Annotated in this window: 19 protein-coding genes; 6 read left to right on the top strand and 13 right to left on the bottom strand. The window is 61.0% G+C overall.

Features of this window, described 5'->3' with window-relative positions; genetic code table 11:
- Window positions 1-95: 95 nt before the first annotated feature.
- On the bottom strand, window positions 96-1514 hold the full coding sequence (locus NCHU2750_RS09410) for an aminotransferase-like domain-containing protein (protein WP_119940198.1): 1419 nt from the start codon (window positions 1512-1514) through the stop codon (window positions 96-98).
- Window positions 1515-1598: 84 nt separating this feature from the next.
- On the opposite strand from NCHU2750_RS09410, the gene NCHU2750_RS09405 reads away from it, so the two are divergent.
- On the top strand, window positions 1599-1880 hold the full coding sequence (locus NCHU2750_RS09405) for a DUF1127 domain-containing protein (protein WP_119940197.1): 282 nt from the start codon (window positions 1599-1601) through the stop codon (window positions 1878-1880).
- Window positions 1881-2005: 125 nt separating this feature from the next.
- On the opposite strand, the gene NCHU2750_RS09400 is transcribed toward NCHU2750_RS09405, so the two are convergent.
- The 5 genes from NCHU2750_RS09400 to purC all read right to left on the bottom strand — a co-directional run bounded on the left by NCHU2750_RS09400 (window position 2006) and on the right by purC (window position 4439).
- Window positions 2006-2392: a hypothetical protein gene (locus NCHU2750_RS09400; protein WP_119940196.1), complete on the bottom strand. Its 387-nt coding sequence runs from the start codon at window positions 2390-2392 to the stop codon at window positions 2006-2008.
- 72 nt (window positions 2393-2464) lie between these two features.
- Window positions 2465-3139: a phosphoribosylformylglycinamidine synthase subunit PurQ gene (gene purQ / locus NCHU2750_RS09395; protein ID WP_119940195.1), complete on the bottom strand. Its 675-nt coding sequence runs from the start codon at window positions 3137-3139 to the stop codon at window positions 2465-2467.
- Complete coding sequence (locus tag NCHU2750_RS09390) at window positions 3136-3393, bottom strand: hypothetical protein (RefSeq protein ID WP_119940194.1); 258 nt, start codon at window positions 3391-3393, stop codon at window positions 3136-3138. Before NCHU2750_RS09390 ends, purQ begins: the two co-directional genes overlap by 4 nt.
- A 19-nt stretch (window positions 3394-3412) precedes the next feature.
- Window positions 3413-3655, bottom strand: a complete 243-nt coding sequence (gene purS / locus NCHU2750_RS09385; RefSeq protein ID WP_119940193.1) for a phosphoribosylformylglycinamidine synthase subunit PurS — start codon at window positions 3653-3655, stop codon at window positions 3413-3415.
- A 19-nt stretch (window positions 3656-3674) separates the two neighbouring features.
- Window positions 3675-4439: a phosphoribosylaminoimidazolesuccinocarboxamide synthase gene (purC, locus tag NCHU2750_RS09380; RefSeq protein ID WP_119940192.1), complete on the bottom strand. Its 765-nt coding sequence runs from the start codon at window positions 4437-4439 to the stop codon at window positions 3675-3677.
- Window positions 4440-4672: 233 nt separating this feature from the next.
- Between purC and NCHU2750_RS09375 the strand changes: the two genes are divergently transcribed.
- Window positions 4673-4990 carry an ATPase inhibitor subunit zeta gene (locus NCHU2750_RS09375; RefSeq protein ID WP_119940191.1) on the top strand — a complete coding sequence of 106 codons (318 nt, stop codon included), beginning with the start codon at window positions 4673-4675 and terminating at the stop codon, window positions 4988-4990.
- Between the two features lie 27 nt (window positions 4991-5017).
- Here NCHU2750_RS09375 and NCHU2750_RS09370 read toward each other — a convergent pair whose 3' ends face one another.
- The 4 genes from NCHU2750_RS09370 to NCHU2750_RS09355 all read right to left on the bottom strand — a co-directional run bounded on the left by NCHU2750_RS09370 (window position 5018) and on the right by NCHU2750_RS09355 (window position 8898).
- Window positions 5018-5572 (bottom strand): RBBP9/YdeN family alpha/beta hydrolase, encoded by a 555-nt coding sequence (locus tag NCHU2750_RS09370; protein WP_119940190.1) that lies wholly within the window; start codon window positions 5570-5572, stop codon window positions 5018-5020.
- A 31-nt stretch (window positions 5573-5603) separates the two neighbouring features.
- Entirely contained in the window at window positions 5604-6911 is a 1308-nt protein-coding gene (gene purB / locus NCHU2750_RS09365) for an adenylosuccinate lyase (RefSeq protein ID WP_119940189.1), read from the bottom strand.
- A gap of 128 nt (window positions 6912-7039) precedes the next feature.
- Window positions 7040-7738 (bottom strand): ribulose-phosphate 3-epimerase, encoded by a 699-nt coding sequence (gene rpe, locus NCHU2750_RS09360; protein WP_245480373.1) that lies wholly within the window; start codon window positions 7736-7738, stop codon window positions 7040-7042.
- A 59-nt stretch (window positions 7739-7797) separates the two neighbouring features.
- Window positions 7798-8898 carry an ABC transporter substrate-binding protein gene (locus NCHU2750_RS09355; protein WP_119940188.1) on the bottom strand — a complete coding sequence of 367 codons (1101 nt, stop codon included), beginning with the start codon at window positions 8896-8898 and terminating at the stop codon, window positions 7798-7800.
- Between the two features lie 225 nt (window positions 8899-9123).
- Between NCHU2750_RS09355 and NCHU2750_RS09350 the strand changes: the two genes are divergently transcribed.
- The 4 genes from NCHU2750_RS09350 (at window position 9124) to NCHU2750_RS09335 (ending at window position 11442) form a co-directional block, all read left to right on the top strand.
- A complete protein-coding gene (locus NCHU2750_RS09350) occupies window positions 9124-9462 on the top strand; it encodes an XdhC family protein (RefSeq protein ID WP_119940187.1) in 339 nt (112 codons plus the stop codon).
- Window positions 9462-10163, top strand: coding sequence for an XdhC family protein (locus NCHU2750_RS09345; RefSeq protein WP_119940186.1), 702 nt, complete (start codon window positions 9462-9464; stop codon window positions 10161-10163). The genes NCHU2750_RS09350 and NCHU2750_RS09345 overlap by 1 nt, the downstream gene beginning before the upstream one ends.
- A 278-nt stretch (window positions 10164-10441) precedes the next feature.
- A complete protein-coding gene (locus NCHU2750_RS09340) occupies window positions 10442-11104 on the top strand; it encodes a nucleotidyltransferase family protein (RefSeq protein WP_119940185.1) in 663 nt (220 codons plus the stop codon).
- A gap of 11 nt (window positions 11105-11115) precedes the next feature.
- Window positions 11116-11442 (top strand): TfoX/Sxy family protein, encoded by a 327-nt coding sequence (locus NCHU2750_RS09335; RefSeq protein WP_119940184.1) that lies wholly within the window; start codon window positions 11116-11118, stop codon window positions 11440-11442.
- Window positions 11443-11686: 244 nt separating this feature from the next.
- Here the strand turns inward: NCHU2750_RS09335 and NCHU2750_RS09330 are convergent, their stop codons facing one another.
- The 3 genes from NCHU2750_RS09330 to NCHU2750_RS09320 form a co-directional block, all read right to left on the bottom strand.
- Window positions 11687-12127 (bottom strand): NUDIX domain-containing protein, encoded by a 441-nt coding sequence (locus tag NCHU2750_RS09330; protein ID WP_205583884.1) that lies wholly within the window; start codon window positions 12125-12127, stop codon window positions 11687-11689.
- Window positions 12124-13647, bottom strand: coding sequence for a DEAD/DEAH box helicase (locus NCHU2750_RS09325; protein WP_119940183.1), 1524 nt, complete (start codon window positions 13645-13647; stop codon window positions 12124-12126). Before NCHU2750_RS09325 ends, NCHU2750_RS09330 begins: the two co-directional genes overlap by 4 nt.
- Before the next feature lie 182 nt (window positions 13648-13829).
- Window positions 13830-15128: a M23 family metallopeptidase gene (locus tag NCHU2750_RS09320; protein WP_119940182.1), complete on the bottom strand. Its 1299-nt coding sequence runs from the start codon at window positions 15126-15128 to the stop codon at window positions 13830-13832.
- Window positions 15129-15142: the final 14 nt, after the last annotated feature.

The following is a 15142-nucleotide window of genomic DNA, read 5'->3' as shown; positions in this document are numbered from 1 at the left end:
CTAACTATCCCGTCAGTGCGACAGGAAAATCAGCCCTTGACGGCAATGGTCGGGGATAGGTGGCCGGATGGTGCAGAGCCGAGGCGGGGCAGTCTTTACGCGACGCTGTCGTAACCGGCCGATCCGCTGTCGAGAAGGCCTCGGACGATCTTGAGACCCTGATCGACCTCCTGCCGCGAAACGGGAGAGGAGAAGCCAAGGCGAACCCGGTGAGTGATCTTCTCCGAGCGCCCCGCCTTGAACTCGTCCTCGTCATCGATAAGGACGCCATCTGTATAGACGGCATTCTTGAAAGTCGCCGACAGCCATGGATCGGGCAATTTCAGCCACAGAAAGGGAATGTCCGGGTTGGAATTGAAATCGTAGCCGGCGAGGGTCTGGCGGGCTAGGGCCTCGCGCGTGTTGATCTCTGCCCGGCATCGGTTCCAGATGTTCTCTGCCTCGCCGCTGAGGACCAGCCGTGCGGCGAGTTCCGCCAGCATGAAGGGAAGGCCGCCGGTCATCATCTTGTGTGCAACGCGCACGCGTTGGGCAAAATGGGCGGGGCAGGCGACCCAGCCGCCGCGGATGCCGGCCGAGACCGATTTCGACAATCCGTCGACGACGAAGGTTCGCTCCGGCGCGAAGGCGGCGATGAGCGGAATTTCCTTCTTGTTCATCGCTCCGTAGAGATTGTCTTCGATCAGCCAGACATTGTGCCTGCGGGCGATCTCGGCGATCGCCTTGCGATGGTCAAACGGCATGGTGGCTAGCGTCGGGTTCTGTGCCGAGGACATGAAGAAGGCGATCTTCGGATGTTCCTGGACGCAGACGCGCTCGAAATCGTCGGGCGAGACACCTTGGCGGTCGGAATCGACCAGCGATATGCGTCGGCCGATCAGGCCGACGGCACGGCTGACCTGCGAATAGGTCAGGTGTTCGAAGACGATCCGGTCGCCGGGATTGGTCAGCACGCTGATGATCGCCATGATGCCGGCATGGGCACCCAATGTCGGCACCACTGCCTCGGCCTGCGGCGCCCAGTCGCCATAGCTCAGCCAGCGTCGGCCGGCCTCCTGCCAGTGTTCCGGAAAGCCACGCGTGTAGCTCACCACGTCATGGGCGCGGTCCGTCAGGATATCGGAGACGATCGACGCAATTGTTTCGCTCTGACCGATTTCGGGCGCGGCCGTGCTGTCGAAGCGGATTTTTCCGGCAGGTGTGTTGAGCGGGCGCGTTCCCGCAAGGCTGCTGGTGACCGGATCGTGGCCCGGATGTGGCGCGCTTTCGCTGCGCGAGAGAACATACGTGCCGCGGCCGACTTCGCCACTCACCAGTCCGCGTTCGTGCAGCAGCGAATAGGCACGGCTGATCGTGCCGATTGTCACCCCGATGTCATAGGCGAGGTTGCGCTGCGGCGGCAATTTGCTGCCGGCGGCCAGATCGCCTGTGCCAATTGCCTTTTCCATCTCGTCGGCAAGGCGGATGTAGATGGGGCCGGAGCCCTCGCGAAGATCGGGAAGCCAATTTGTCATGGTGACAATGATTACATTGTGGCAATGCGTGAGTCAATGTATCCAAATTGCACCGAATGCACGCCAACGCCCCATAGGTGCAATATGCGCAAGTACGAAGAGTACCTCAGTACAATCGATACAATATATCCGGATCGCTACGAACGCGAATCCGCGTTCCATGTCGTGGGCGACATGCTGCCGCCGGCGCCGATGCCGGTGCGTACGGGATTTATTGCCGGATTGCTGGATATTGTGCGCAATTGGCAGACACGCCGTGCCGGGCGGCGAGTGCTGCGTGACATGGATCACGGTCAGTTGCAGGATATCGGCGTGACGCGGATTGCCGCCGAACGGGAGGTCGCAAAGTCGCGCTTCCTCGCCTGATCATCTGATCGTCTGCAATCGCAGATGAAAACAGCCCGTCCGGCAGTCCCAACCGCCGGACGGGCTGTTTTGTCTTGATCTATGCTGAGCGCAATATTGTCAGGCTTGCACTCAAATCATCGGCATCAGCAATTGCTGTTGCCGGCCGCCCAGCGCTTCACGTCGGAATTGATGCGGCCGGAGATCTGTTCGTTCATCATTGGACCGAAGGCGCTGAGCTTTGCAGGCTGGCCCTCTGCCTGGATGACGAGAAGCGGACGGATGTCCGACGATCCCTTGCGGCTGAGAAGAATGCGCGGCCGGCCCGAGAAGGAGGACAGTTCGGGCGAGAATGCGTAGGTCTTGAAAGCGACGTCGCCCGACTTGAACCAGCAGCGGTTTGCTGCGACGGCAACCCTTTCCATGACGTCGAGAGCCGACGGGGTGCCCATGGCGACCGGTTTGGACTGGCAGGCTGCCAGAAGGGCGGAGAGAATCGCGATGGAGAGGGCAGTCTTAATGCGGCAGGACATCTGCTGGTCGTTTCCGAATTGGCTTTGACGTCGCAGGGCGGCCTTGGGGGAGGCCGCCGTGCTTGATGATGTTCAGGCTGCGATGACGTCGAGTGCGGAGGCGAAGATGCCGCGACCGTCGCTGCCGCCATGGGCAGCCTCGATCAGGTTTTCCGGATGGGGCATCATGCCAAGCACGTTGCCGCGGGTGTTGACGACGCCCGCAATGTTCTCGATCGCGCCGTTCGGGTTGGTGCCTTCTGCATAGCGGAAGACGACCTGGCCGTTGCCGTTCATCGACTTCAGGGTTTCCTGGTCGACGAAATAGTTGCCCTCGTGGTGGGCAACGGGGCAGCGGATGACCTGGCCCTTTTCATAGGCGCGGGTGAAGTCTGTGTCAGCATTGACGACTTCGAGCTTGACTTCCTTGCAGACGAATTTCAGCGAGGCGTTCATCATCAAGGCGCCCGGCAGAAGGCCGGCCTCGACGAGGATCTGGAAGCCGTTGCAGACGCCGAGAACCTTGACGCCCTTTTCGGCCTTTTCCTTGATTGCCCGCATGACCGGCATGCGGGCGGCAATCGCGCCGCAGCGCAGGTAATCGCCATAGGAAAAGCCGCCCGGAATGACGATCAGATCGACGTCATCGGCAATGGCCGTTTCCGTCTGCCAGACGGTGATCGGCGCCTTGCCGGAGATCTTGGTGAGGGCGGCGATCATGTCGCGATCGCGGTTGAGGCCTGGGAGCTGGACGACGGCTGACTTCATGGCTGTGGTTCAAACCTTGCTTGGGCTTCCTGGAACTCCCGCAGTTCCAGGCGGTTTTCGATACGGTCGAGGCGGCTTTCGATATGCCCAATGGAAACGCGAACATTGTTCACGTCTCCCTGGAGCACATGAAGTTGCCCTCTCAGTGTCATGTGGTCGGCGCGCAACTCGCTGATCGCGATATCAACCTTGTCGAAGCGCTGATGAAGCTTCTTCAAGAGTTCGTACATCAACTCACCGTTGATCTCGGTCATCACGCGCTCTCCGCAACCTTTAGTCGATTGCGATAGTGTAGTTCTCAATCACCGTGTTTGCCAGAAGCTTCTCGCACATGGCCTTGAGATCGGTCTCGGCCTTGGCCTTGTCGGCGGTGTCGAGTTCGAGGTCGAAGACCTTGCCCTGGCGGGCCTGGTGGACGCCTTCGAAGCCGAGGCTGCCGAGGGCGCCTTCGATGGCCTTGCCCTGCGGGTCGAGAACGCCGTTCTTGAGCGTAACGGTGACGCGTGCCTTGATCACTGCAAAATACCCCTGATGATTACTTGACCAGAACCGGACCCGTTCCGCGGATCGGCTCGTTTTCGTTGATGATGCCGAGGCGGCGGGCGACTTCGGAATAGGCTTCGAGAAGACCGCCGAGGTCGCGACGGAAACGATCCTTGTCCATCTTTTCTCTGGTCTCGATATCCCACAGACGGCAGCTGTCGGGCGAGATCTCGTCGGCTAGGATGATGCGCATCATGTCGCCTTCGAACAGGCGCCCGCATTCGATCTTGAAGTCGATAAGCTGGATGCCGACGCCGAGGAAGAGGCCAGAGAGGAAGTCGTTGACGCGGATGGCAAGCGCCATGATGTCGTCGAGTTCAGCGGGATTCGCCCAGCCGAAGGCAGTGATATGCTCTTCGGAGACCATAGGGTCGGCGAGTTGGTCGGACTTGTAGTAGAATTCGATGATCGAGCGCGGCAGCACGGTGCCTTCCTCGATGCCGAGGCGTTCGGACAGCGAGCCGGCGGCGACGTTGCGCACGACGATCTCGAGCGGGATGATCTCGACTTCCTTGATCAGCTGCTCGCGCATGTTCAGTCGGCGGATGAAATGCGTCGGGATGCCGATCTTGTTCAGGTGGGTGAACAGGTATTCGGAGATGCGGTTGTTGAGCACGCCCTTGCCGTCAATGACATCATGCTTCTTCTTGTTGAAGGCTGTGGCATCGTCCTTGAAGAATTGGATCAGCGTGCCCGGCTCGGGTCCTTCGTAAAGGATCTTTGCCTTGCCTTCGTAGATACGGCGGCGACGATTCATGATGTTCTTATCTCGTTCTGGGCGCCCACCGGGCGCAATGGAAGATGCTCGAAGCGGTCCCTTAACCGAAATGAACGCATTTCACAATGCGCCCCGGCGATGGTCGCGGTCATCTGAGAAGGTTATAAATCATTCAGATTAAACCTACACGGATTCGCAAAGTTTTTCTCCTAATTCTCAAGTCGAGCCGATCAACAAGGCCAGTAACGACAAGATTAAAACAGGGGTTATTTATGACAAACGCAGTTCGTAAGGGCGCTTGCGCGCACGAAATCACTTTTGCCTACAGCCAGACTTTCGAGTTCCGTGCCAAGACCCTCCGCGTCAAGCTTGCCGGCCTCTGGGCCGCTGCGCGCCTCGGTATTCCCGATGCCGAAGCCTATGCGCATGATCTCGTCGATGCCAGCATTACCGATGGCCCGAACGCCGATCTAGCCACGAAATTACGTCATGAATTCGACGTGGCCGGCGTCGCCCTCAGCGATCAAGAACTGCAGACCCGCATGAGCGACATGCTCACCGAAGCCTTCCAGGCGCTGAAGGCCGCCTGAACGAACCGGTTCCGGCCGATGAAACCTTCAGGGCTTCAACCGGCTCAGGAACTGCGCAAACACCATCGTGCCTTCCGGCCAGGGACCATGGCCGGACTCGGCATTGATATGACCCGATTCCCCTGCATCGACCAGCAGTGAGCCCCAGGCATTGGTAATATCGTCCGCGTGGTCGTAAGTGCCGAAGGGGTCGTTGCGACTTGCCACCGTCAGCGACGGGAACGGCAGCGGATCACGCGGATAGGGACCGAAGGTCATCAGGTGTTTCGGCCTGATCTTCGGGTTCTGCACATCCGGCGGCGCCACGAAAAATGCGCCGGCCACCGGCTTCCTGAAATGCGGAATGGCATGGATGGCCGTCGGCACGCCGAGCGAATGGGCAACCAACACGACAGGTTTCGTCGAGGCATTGACCTCCTCGACGAGACGCTGGACCCAGTCTTCCTTGACCGGTTTCGACCATTCCGCCTGTTCTACCCGGCGCGCCGTTGCGAGCTTCTGCTCCCAACGGGTCTGCCAGTGGTCAGGACCGGAATTGGTGTAACCGGGAATGATGAGGATATCGGCTTCGGACGCTTTCATGCCGCTTATCTGTGTGTTTTCAAGGTCGATATCAAGCTTCGCCGAAGACGCGATTGAAAATCGTGTCGACATGCTTGGTGTGGTAACCGAGATCGAATTTTTCGCGGATCTCTTCTTCTGAAAGGGCGGCCCGCACTTCCTCGTCGGCGAGCAGTTCCTCAAGGAAGTCCTTGCCCTGTTCCCAGACCTTCATCGCATTGCGCTGCACGAGGCGATAGGCATCCTCGCGGGATACGCCGGCCTGTGTGAGTGCGAGCAGAACGCGCTGGCTCATCACCAGTCCCTTGAACTTGTTCATGTTCTTCAACATGTTCTCGGGGTAGATGACCAGCTTTTCGATGACGCCGGCGAGACGGTTCAGGGCGAAATCGAGGGTCACTGTCGTGTCGGGGCCGATGGCGCGCTCGACGCTCGAATGGCTGATGTCGCGTTCGTGCCAGAGGGCAACGTTTTCCATGGCCGGGACGACCGACATGCGCACGAGACGCGACAGGCCTGTCAGGTTTTCGGTCAGGACCGGGTTGCGCTTGTGCGGCATGGCCGACGAACCCTTCTGGCCCGGCGAGAAAAATTCTTCCGCCTCGAGCACTTCGGTGCGCTGCATGTGGCGGATCTCGATCGCGACGTTCTCGATCGACGAGGCGATGACGCCGAGGATGGCGAAATACATGGCATGGCGGTCACGCGGGATGACCTGGGTCGAGACCGGCTCGGGCTTCAGGCCCAGCGCTGCCGCGACATGCTCTTCGACGCGCGGGTCGATATTGGCGAAGGTGCCGACGGCGCCCGAGATGGCGCAGGTGGCGATCTCTTCGCGGGCTTCGAGAAGACGGGTCTTGTTGCGGTCCATCTCGGCATAGAAGCGGGCGAAGGTGAGGCCCATCGTCGTCGGCTCGGCATGGATGCCGTGGCTACGGCCGATGCGGACCGTATCCTTGTGTTCGAAGGCGCGGGCCTTCAAGGCTGCCAGAACGCGGTCGATATCGGCAAGCAGGATGTCGGTTGCGCGCACGAGCTGGACATTGAGCGTCGTGTCGAGCACGTCGGACGAGGTCATGCCCTGGTGGATGAAACGGCTGTCCGGGCCGACGAATTCGGCGAGATGGGTCAGGAAGGCGATGACATCGTGCTTGGTGACGGCTTCGATCTCATCGATGCGGGCAACGTCGAATTCGGCCTTGCCGCCTTTTTCCCAGATCGTTTCGGCTGCCGACTTCGGAATGACGCCGATTGCGGCCAGCGCATCGCAGGCATGTGCCTCGATTTCGAACCAGATGCGGAACTTGGTTTCCGGCGACCAGATGGCGACCATTTCCGGTCGGGAATAACGGGGGATCATGGGCAGCTCGCTTGCTTGGATAGAATTGCCGCCGCTCTATCAAGAACGGCGGCAAAGCTCAATGTTTTAGGGAGAAAAGGGTGGGGAGCCGGGCGCAGCAATGGCCGAATGCCCGGTTTTTAACCGGTTCAGGCCTTGGCGGCGGCAACCAGGGCAGAAATGTTGGCGCGATAGGCGTCCTTGCTGCCGCCCTTGTAGACGGCGGAGCCGGCAACGAAGACGTTGGCACCGGCTCGGTGGGCGGCGGCGATCGTCTCGGTGGTGATGCCTCCATCCACTTCCAGCTCAATCGGCCTGTCACCGATCATGGACTTGATGCGGGAGATCTTTTCCAGCGTCGCCGGAATGAGCTTCTGGCCGCCGAAACCGGGATTGACGCTCATGACCAGGATGAGGTCGACGTCATCGAGCACGTTTTCCAGGACCGAGATCGGGGTCGCTGGATTGAGCGTGACGCCGACCTTCTTGCCGAGGCCTCGGATGGCCTGCAGCGACCGGTGCAGGTGCGGGCCTGCCTCTGCATGGACGGTGATGCCATCGCAGCCGGCCTTGGCGAAGGCCTCGATATAGGGGTCGACAGGCGCGATCATCAGGTGGCAGTCGAAGAAGGCGTCGGTATAGGGACGCAGCGACTTGATGACGTCGGGACCGAAGGAAATATTGGGAACGAAATGGCCGTCCATGACGTCGAGATGCACCCAGTCGGCGCCGGCATCGACAACATCCCTGACCTCCTGGCCAAGCCTGGAAAAATCCGAGGCGAGGATCGAGGGAGCAATGCGAAGCGGCAATGTCGTGGCGGCTTGGGGCATGGCGGATTGGGTCATGGTGGACTGGTCTCCTGTTTGGGCCGCCGAGTAACATTGTCGGGCAGCGGTCGCAATCGCTACTCGCCTTCGGGGTTAAGCGGCACGAAGGCGTTGCCCCGCCATTCGAGCAGGCGGTAGGGGTTGGCCTCAAGTTCGTGGCTGTCGGTGAAGCCGATACTGCCGATCACGGTGCGGAACTGATGGCCCGCCAATGCGGCGGAAAGCGTTCCGGGCTTGCCCGACTGGCTGCCTGTCGAGGCAAGGGCCTGGCTGGCGATCTGGATCGCGGCATAGGCCGGCAGAACATTGCCTTCGGCCTCCACGCCCTGGCGTTCGAGGCCGGCCACCACATCGTTGGTGCCGGGCTGCGCGTCATAGGGTGGCTCGGAGACGGCGAGCGCGCCATCGCGAAGCGGCACGGGCCGATTGGCGGCCTGCATCGTATCTCCGCCCAGAACCGTCAGGGGGATGTTTTCAGATGCCGCATCGCGGGCGACGATTGCCACATCATTGCGTTCTGCGCCGATCAGGACATGCGTGGCACCGGCCTTCTGCAGCCTGCGGACCAGTGCGATCTGCTGTTCCTGTCCCGGCCGCATCGTATCGGTAAAGACAGGCGTAATGCCGATCGGCTCGAGTTTCTGGCGTACCGCGTTGACCAGTTCCCGGCCATAGATCGTGCCGTCGTCGACGAAGGCGATCGGATCGGCCTTCCACAATTTGCCGATGACCTCGGCCACCTTGTCCGCCTCTGCCTTTTCGGACGGCGCCATGCGAAACAGTGGCCAGCCGTTGCGCAAAGCATCTTCCATGACGATCGGCGAACGCACGGAGATGGTGATGGCCGCAATATTGTGGCTCGCCAGAACGGGCATGGCGGCGGTCAGGGTTTCTACGCAGAGAAACCCGACCGCGATCGAGGCGCCGCCATCGGTCAATGCCTTGGCGGCCGCAGCTCCGCCGGCCTCATCGCAGCTTTCGTCGACTTCGACCAGCTTGTCGCCGGTTGCTGCCGCGGCGGCCCTTGCACCGGCCAGAACCTGGGCGCCGAGCAGCGCATAGGGACCGGACTTCGGTGCGACGACGCCAATGACGCCTGCAGAGGCCGCAGAGGCGGGAGCGGCATAGGCAAGGGCCGCAGTCATCAGGACGACAAGGCTGGAAGGCAGGGACGGCATGCTTTTCCTTGAGACACTGTTCGCTGCACCTTTAACCGCCGCGGCCGGGGCGTCAAAGCTTTTTCCCGATTCACGGCGATTGCGCTTCGATGTCGCTTCGGGCGATGATCCGCGACACCCCCTTCTTGTGCGAGTGCTTGGGTTTGCATCTGGCAAATGCTTGCTTCGCGCACCATGTCATCAGCATGCCTATCCTGTTCCTTCCAGCCCTGAGAGGACTTCACCATGCATCAAGCCCGACCGCTTGAGCCGATACTCGACCCGCTTGCGACCGCCCAGCGCTGGTCCGAGGAGGGGCGTGAGGTGGCGGTCGCCACGGTGATCGACACCTGGGGTTCTGCGCCGCGGCCCGCCGGCGCAAATCTGGTGATCGATGCCGCCGGCAATTTCGAGGGCTCCGTCTCGGGTGGTTGCGTCGAAGGCGCGGTCATTGCCGAAGCAATCGAGGTGATCGGATCCGGAGAGCCGAAGATGCTGGAATTCGGGGTTGCCGACGAGACCGCGTGGCAGGTGGGGCTTTCCTGCGGCGGCCGCATTCGCGTCTATGTCGAGAGGCTCGGCTGATGCGGATCGAGACGCTGGTACGGCTCAACAGAACGCGGGCAGAACGCAAAGGGGCGGTGCTGCTGACCCGGCTTTCCACCGGAGAGGTCGAACTCGTCCTCGAGGAGGAGATGAAGGATCGGCCGTTGTCCGCGGAAATCGGCACGGCGCTGCGATCCGGCAAGGCTGCGACGGTCGAGACGGCCGATGGTGCCGTGTTCATCAATCCATATGTTCCGCCACCGCGGATCGTGGTGATCGGCGCCGTCCATATCAGCCAGGCACTGGCTCCGATCGCCCGCATCGCCGGTTACGACCTGACGATCATCGATCCGCGGACCGCCTTTGCCACGCCCGAGCGATTCGACGGGGTGAGGCTTTTGACGGATTGGCCGGAGGAGGTTCTGGCCGGAGAACCGTTCGACAGCTATACGGCCGTTGCGGTGGTCACTCACGATCCAAAGATCGACGACTTTCCGCTGTCGGCCGCGCTTACGGCCAACTGTTTCTATGTCGGCGCGCTGGGCAGCCGCAAGACGCATGGCAAGCGGCTCGAAAGGCTGAAGGCGCTCGGACATGATGACGATGAGCTCTGTCGGATCGCAGCGCCGATCGGGCTCGATATCGGCGCTGCCAGCCCCGCCGAAATCGCGGTCGCCATCATGGCGCAGATCATAGAGGCATTTCGGCGACGTCACCGGCCGGAGACGTCTTCGAGATGAACCTGGTTGATAACGGTCTGGAAGCCGTGCCGACAAACACACGCCAAAATGTCTCGGGGTGGATATTTTGGTAGCCGGCTTATTTGTCTGTGCCATGTCAGGCGTTCGCGCGGGGCGCTTTTCGAGATTTTGCAATGAGTTGAAAAATGGACACATGCTGAGCCGGCTATCGTAACTATGGTCATCTTTGGCTCGCGGACAATGTTACATGGCTCGAAACGCGCCGCCGCACGGTCGGTGCTGGGGAATTTATCCAATTGCACTCCGGAGGATCGCTGATGGAGAACGAAAATACCGGCCACGACGACGGGAAGACGTCTGCTGCCGCAGATGCAATCACCGTCGCTGGCCTGCTGCTCGCCGCAGGGCGGGCGCGGCGGATGGGCGAGGACGGGCCGCACAAGCTATTGGCCGAGTTCGATGGTGTGCCGCTGGTACGGCGCTCGGCGCAGGTGTTGCTCGGCGCCGATCTCGCCTCGGTCGTCGCCGTGACCGGGCATCGCCGCGATGAAATCGAGGATACGTTGTCAGGGCTCGATCTGGTGATCACCTTCAATCCCGGTTTTGCATCGGGCATGGCAAGCTCGCTCGTCTGCGGTTTTTCACGTCTGGAAGCGGCCTCGGCGGATGGGGTTCTGGTGATGCTGGCCGACATGCCGGCGGTGACTACCGGCCAGATCAACATGATGATCCGGCGGTTTCAATCGGAAGGTGGCCAGTCGGTGGTGCGTTGTGTGTTCGACGGCAAGCGCGGCAATCCGGTCATCCTGCCGCGCAGCTGTTATGCTGCCGTGCTGCAGCTGACTGGTGACATCGGCGCAAGGCCTGTGATTGAGCGTTCGGGGCTTGCCGTCATCGATGTCGACATCGGCCCGGCTGCGCATATAGATGTCGACACGCCGGAAGCGGTCATTGCGGCAGGTGGAATTCTGACGAGATAGGGCATGACGGAATGGATAATGCAGCGATCGAAGAGATGTTCGAAGGGCTGGGGCCGGTCTCGATCCGGCGCATGTTCGGCGGCAAGGGCATCTACCATCAGGGGCTGATTATCGCCATCGATCTACGCGACGAGGTCATGCTCAAGGCCGATGCGGTCAGCGGCCCGGAATTTGCCGAAGCGGGTGCGTCACAATGGGCCTATGAGGGCAAGAAGGGCAAACCCGTGCTGATGCCCTATTGGACAATTCCCGACTCGGCGCTGGATGACCCGGATGAGCTTAGAAAATGGGTGGTGATGGCTTTCGAGGCGGCGCTCAGGATCAATCGCGATACATGATCACGCTTAGCAACTATTAGATTTCAGGTATTGCGAGGGCCATGGCAGTCTAGCTATTCTTGCATACGTAATGGGGGATGTGGCCTGGGACCTGCCGGGCCGACGACAGCATCCGCGAATATTGCGCGCTTTTTCATCAAGGCGAAGCCGTTCTGGGAAACCGGGACGGCTTTTTTACTATGGCTTCGTGTTGAAAGCATGCCGGACAAAACGGTGCAGCGCGTCTTGAGGAACGGCACCGCCGTTAGATACTCTTCAGATGGCTGAAAGCCAGCGACGAGAAAAGCGACAGAGGGCTTGGAGGATCGTTGATATCGATCCACATGAGGTCGGCATGCTTGTCCGGTTCCGTCAGGACCGGTTCGCCGTCGAAATCCTCGGTGACATAGATGAGGGAGAGCCAGTGCTGGCCCTCGTCGGGCAATATGCCTTCGATATGGCAGACAAACCGGACTTTTCCGATCCTGAGGCCGGTTTCCTCTTCGGCCTCGCGACGCGCGGCATCCTCCGCGCGCTCCATCATGTCGACCTTGCCGCCGACAATGTTCCAGTATCCGGCTTCCGGTGCCTTCAGCCTGCGGCAGACAAGCACTTTTCCGTCGGCCCGGCGAATGACCAGACCAACACCGAGGCCCGGAAAATCCAGGCCCGGGCGTGCCGTTGCGGACTGGTCAGCAACCGTCACTTTGCAGCGTTGGCAACGATCAGCATGAAGGCGGGGATATCGTCGCCGAAGCCGACCGGCGTCGGGCCATCGTCGTGGTCGCGATAGCGGCGGCGCTCGCGGTTATCGTCATTGGCCGGGTTGGGCCGACGGTCACGATCACGGCCGCGGTTGTTGGCAGGCTGATTCTTCCTGTCAGAACGACGCTCCGACTTCGAATTTTCCAGAACTGCTTCCACGCTTGCCTCTTCCGTGACGATTTGCTTTTCCTGCGGTGCATCTGCTGCCACCGCCTGTTCCTGACGGTTGCCGCGATTGCGGTCCCGATCCCTATCCCGGCCGCCGCGTTCGCGGCCGCCCTTGCGACCACGCTCGCCGCTGTCATGGCTTTCCATGGGAGCGGGCAGGGCGGAAAGGTCGCCGTTCTGCCATTCGATCTTTTCAGCAATCAGCTTTTCGATGGCATCGACATATTTAGTATCGGCACGTGTCACGATCGTGAACGCTTTGCCGGAGCGACCGGCGCGGCCGGTACGACCGATGCGGTGGACATAGTCTTCCGAATGGATCGGCACGTCGAAATTGAAGACGTGGCTGACGTCGGGGATGTCGAGGCCGCGTGCGGCAACGTCGGAGGCGACGAGAAGCTTGATGTTGCCGTCCTTGAAATTGGCAAGCATCGTCATGCGCGAACGCTGGTCCATGTCGCCATGCAGGGCGCCGACGGAAAAGCCGTGGCGTTCCAGCGAGCGGAACAAATCGGCGACATCCTTCTTGCGATTGCAGAATATAATGGCGTTCTTCAGGTCTTCCTGAACCTTGATCAGGTCGCGGAGCACGGCGCGCTTCTCGTAATCCTTGCCATGGGCTGCGACGAGGCGCTGCGTCACGGTCTTGGCGGTCGAGGACGGCTTGGCAACCTCGACCCGCTCCGGGTTCTGCAGGAAGCGGTCTGCCAGCTTCTGGATTTCCGGCGGCATGGTGGCCGAGAAGAACAGCGTCTGGCGGGTGAAGGGGATCATCTTGGCGATGCGCTCGATATCCGGGATGAAGCCCATGTCGAGCATGCGGTCGGCTTCGTCGATGACGAGGATCTCGACGCCGGTCATCAGAAGCTTGCCGCGCTCGCAGTGGTCGAGCAGGCGGCCGGGGGTGCAGATCAGAACGTCGGCGCCGCGCTCAAGCTTGCGATCCTGCTCCTCGAAGGAGACGCCGCCGATCAGGAGGGCGACGTTGAGCTTGTGATTCTTGCCGTATTTCTCGAAGTTTTCTGCGACCTGCGCAGCCAGTTCGCGGGTCGGCTCGAGGATCAGCGTGCGCGGCATGCGCGCTCGTGCGCGGCCCTTTTCCAGAAGCGTCAGCATGGGCAGAACGAAGGACGCGGTCTTGCCCGTGCCGGTCTGCGCTATGCCGCAAATATCGCGGCGCTGCAGCGCGTGAGGAATGGCTCCCGCCTGAATGGGAGTCGGCGTTGTGTAGCCGGCGTCGGTGACGGCAGAGAGAACTTTCTGGCTCAGGCCAAGATCAGCAAAAGTGGTCAAAGGAAATACAATTCCATTTCGTTCAAGAAGAACATCATCCGTCGCTACGCTCAATTGGGGCGACAACAGGGCGCGACATATGACCAAAATGCCGGAAAGTCAAGAAAACCGGGTTCGAGCACGGCTGATTTGGTGAATGAAAGTCACCTCGCGGCGATAGGCCGCGTCGCGGAGCGTATACGCTACTCCAGATAGGTGGTCAGTTTCATCCCGGCATTGAGGAAATGCATGGGATCTATGGGCTGTCCGTTGCGGCGCACCTCGTAGTGGATGTGCGGACCGGTGGACCGGCCGGTAGAGCCTGCGCGGCCGATAATATCGCCGGCCCGGACCTCGTCGCCGACGCTGACGAGTATTTTGGAAAGATGGCCGTAGCGGGTGGCAATTCCATATCCGTGATCGATCTCGACCATGTTGCCGTAGCCATTGATGACGCCGGCGATGGTGACCTTGCCGGTCCCTGTCGTTTTCACACCATCCCCCGTCTGGGCGGCGAAATCGATGCCGGAATGGAGCGCAAGGCGGCCAAGAAAGGGATCGATACGGTTGCCGAATCGGCTGGTGATCGGCTCGCCGGGCGCCGGGTTGGCAAAGGGCAGGGCGCGTGCCGTATCGCGCACGTTTTCCAGGCGGGTCAGGGCGGCGTCGAGGTCGTCCAGAGACTGGTCGAAACGGTCACCGGCCAGTCGTGGGGCCACGTAGGGGCCGCCGACGCCGCCTTTCTTGTCCTCCTCTGCCGTCTCGTCGATATCCACCCCGTTATGCGCCAGAATGGAGGTTATCGCATCGGCCGTATTGGAGGCATCGGTCGTGAGGCTGGCGACCTTGTTCAACTGCTGGTTTTCCAGCGTCTTGAGGGACAGGGTTACCTTGGAGAACATCCTGTCGGCGCGGTCGGCAGCACCCTCGCGGAGGGTCGCAGTCGCAAGATTGGACGAAGCATTGGCGGGCTGGGCATCGGCGGTATCGCTTTTGGCCAGCAAGCGCGAAATTGCGCTCGCACCGCCGGCATCCGCACGCTTGCCGTCGCTGCCTGGCGCGAAGGCCGGTGCGTCCGAGGCAGAAGGCTCTATGCCGGACTGCTGGGCGCGGTCGAGAAGTGAACCGAGCTTGCCGTGGCGGGAGAAGATGGCGTCCTGCTGTTCCAGCAATTTCTCGACCTTCTTCTCGACGACCTGCTGGTCGAGCAACTGTCGGGAGGTGATGCGGTCGAGTTGCGCTCTGAGCGCTGCGATGCGGTCCTCGTAGTCGTGCTGCATGCGGGCCTGGCGCGCCATGGTGGCGCCGATCAGGTCGTCGCGGACCACGAGATAGGAGGTGGCGCCGAGATAGCCGACAAGCGCCATGCAGGCGGCACTCAGGCCGATCGCGATCATCCAGGGGCGGATGGTCATGTGGCGGATCTGTTCGCCGCTTGCGAGAATCAGGACGTGATTGGCTTGCCGTTTTCCAAAGACCCTGTTTTCGGCTCGTTGGGCCACGGCCTGCTCCTCAA

It is taken from the genome of Neorhizobium sp. NCHU2750 (assembly GCF_003597675.1).
In the GTDB taxonomy this organism is placed as follows: domain Bacteria; phylum Pseudomonadota; class Alphaproteobacteria; order Rhizobiales; family Rhizobiaceae; genus Neorhizobium.
Note: the sequence above shows the minus strand (reverse complement) of the source record. Positions and strands in the feature narration are given on the sequence as shown.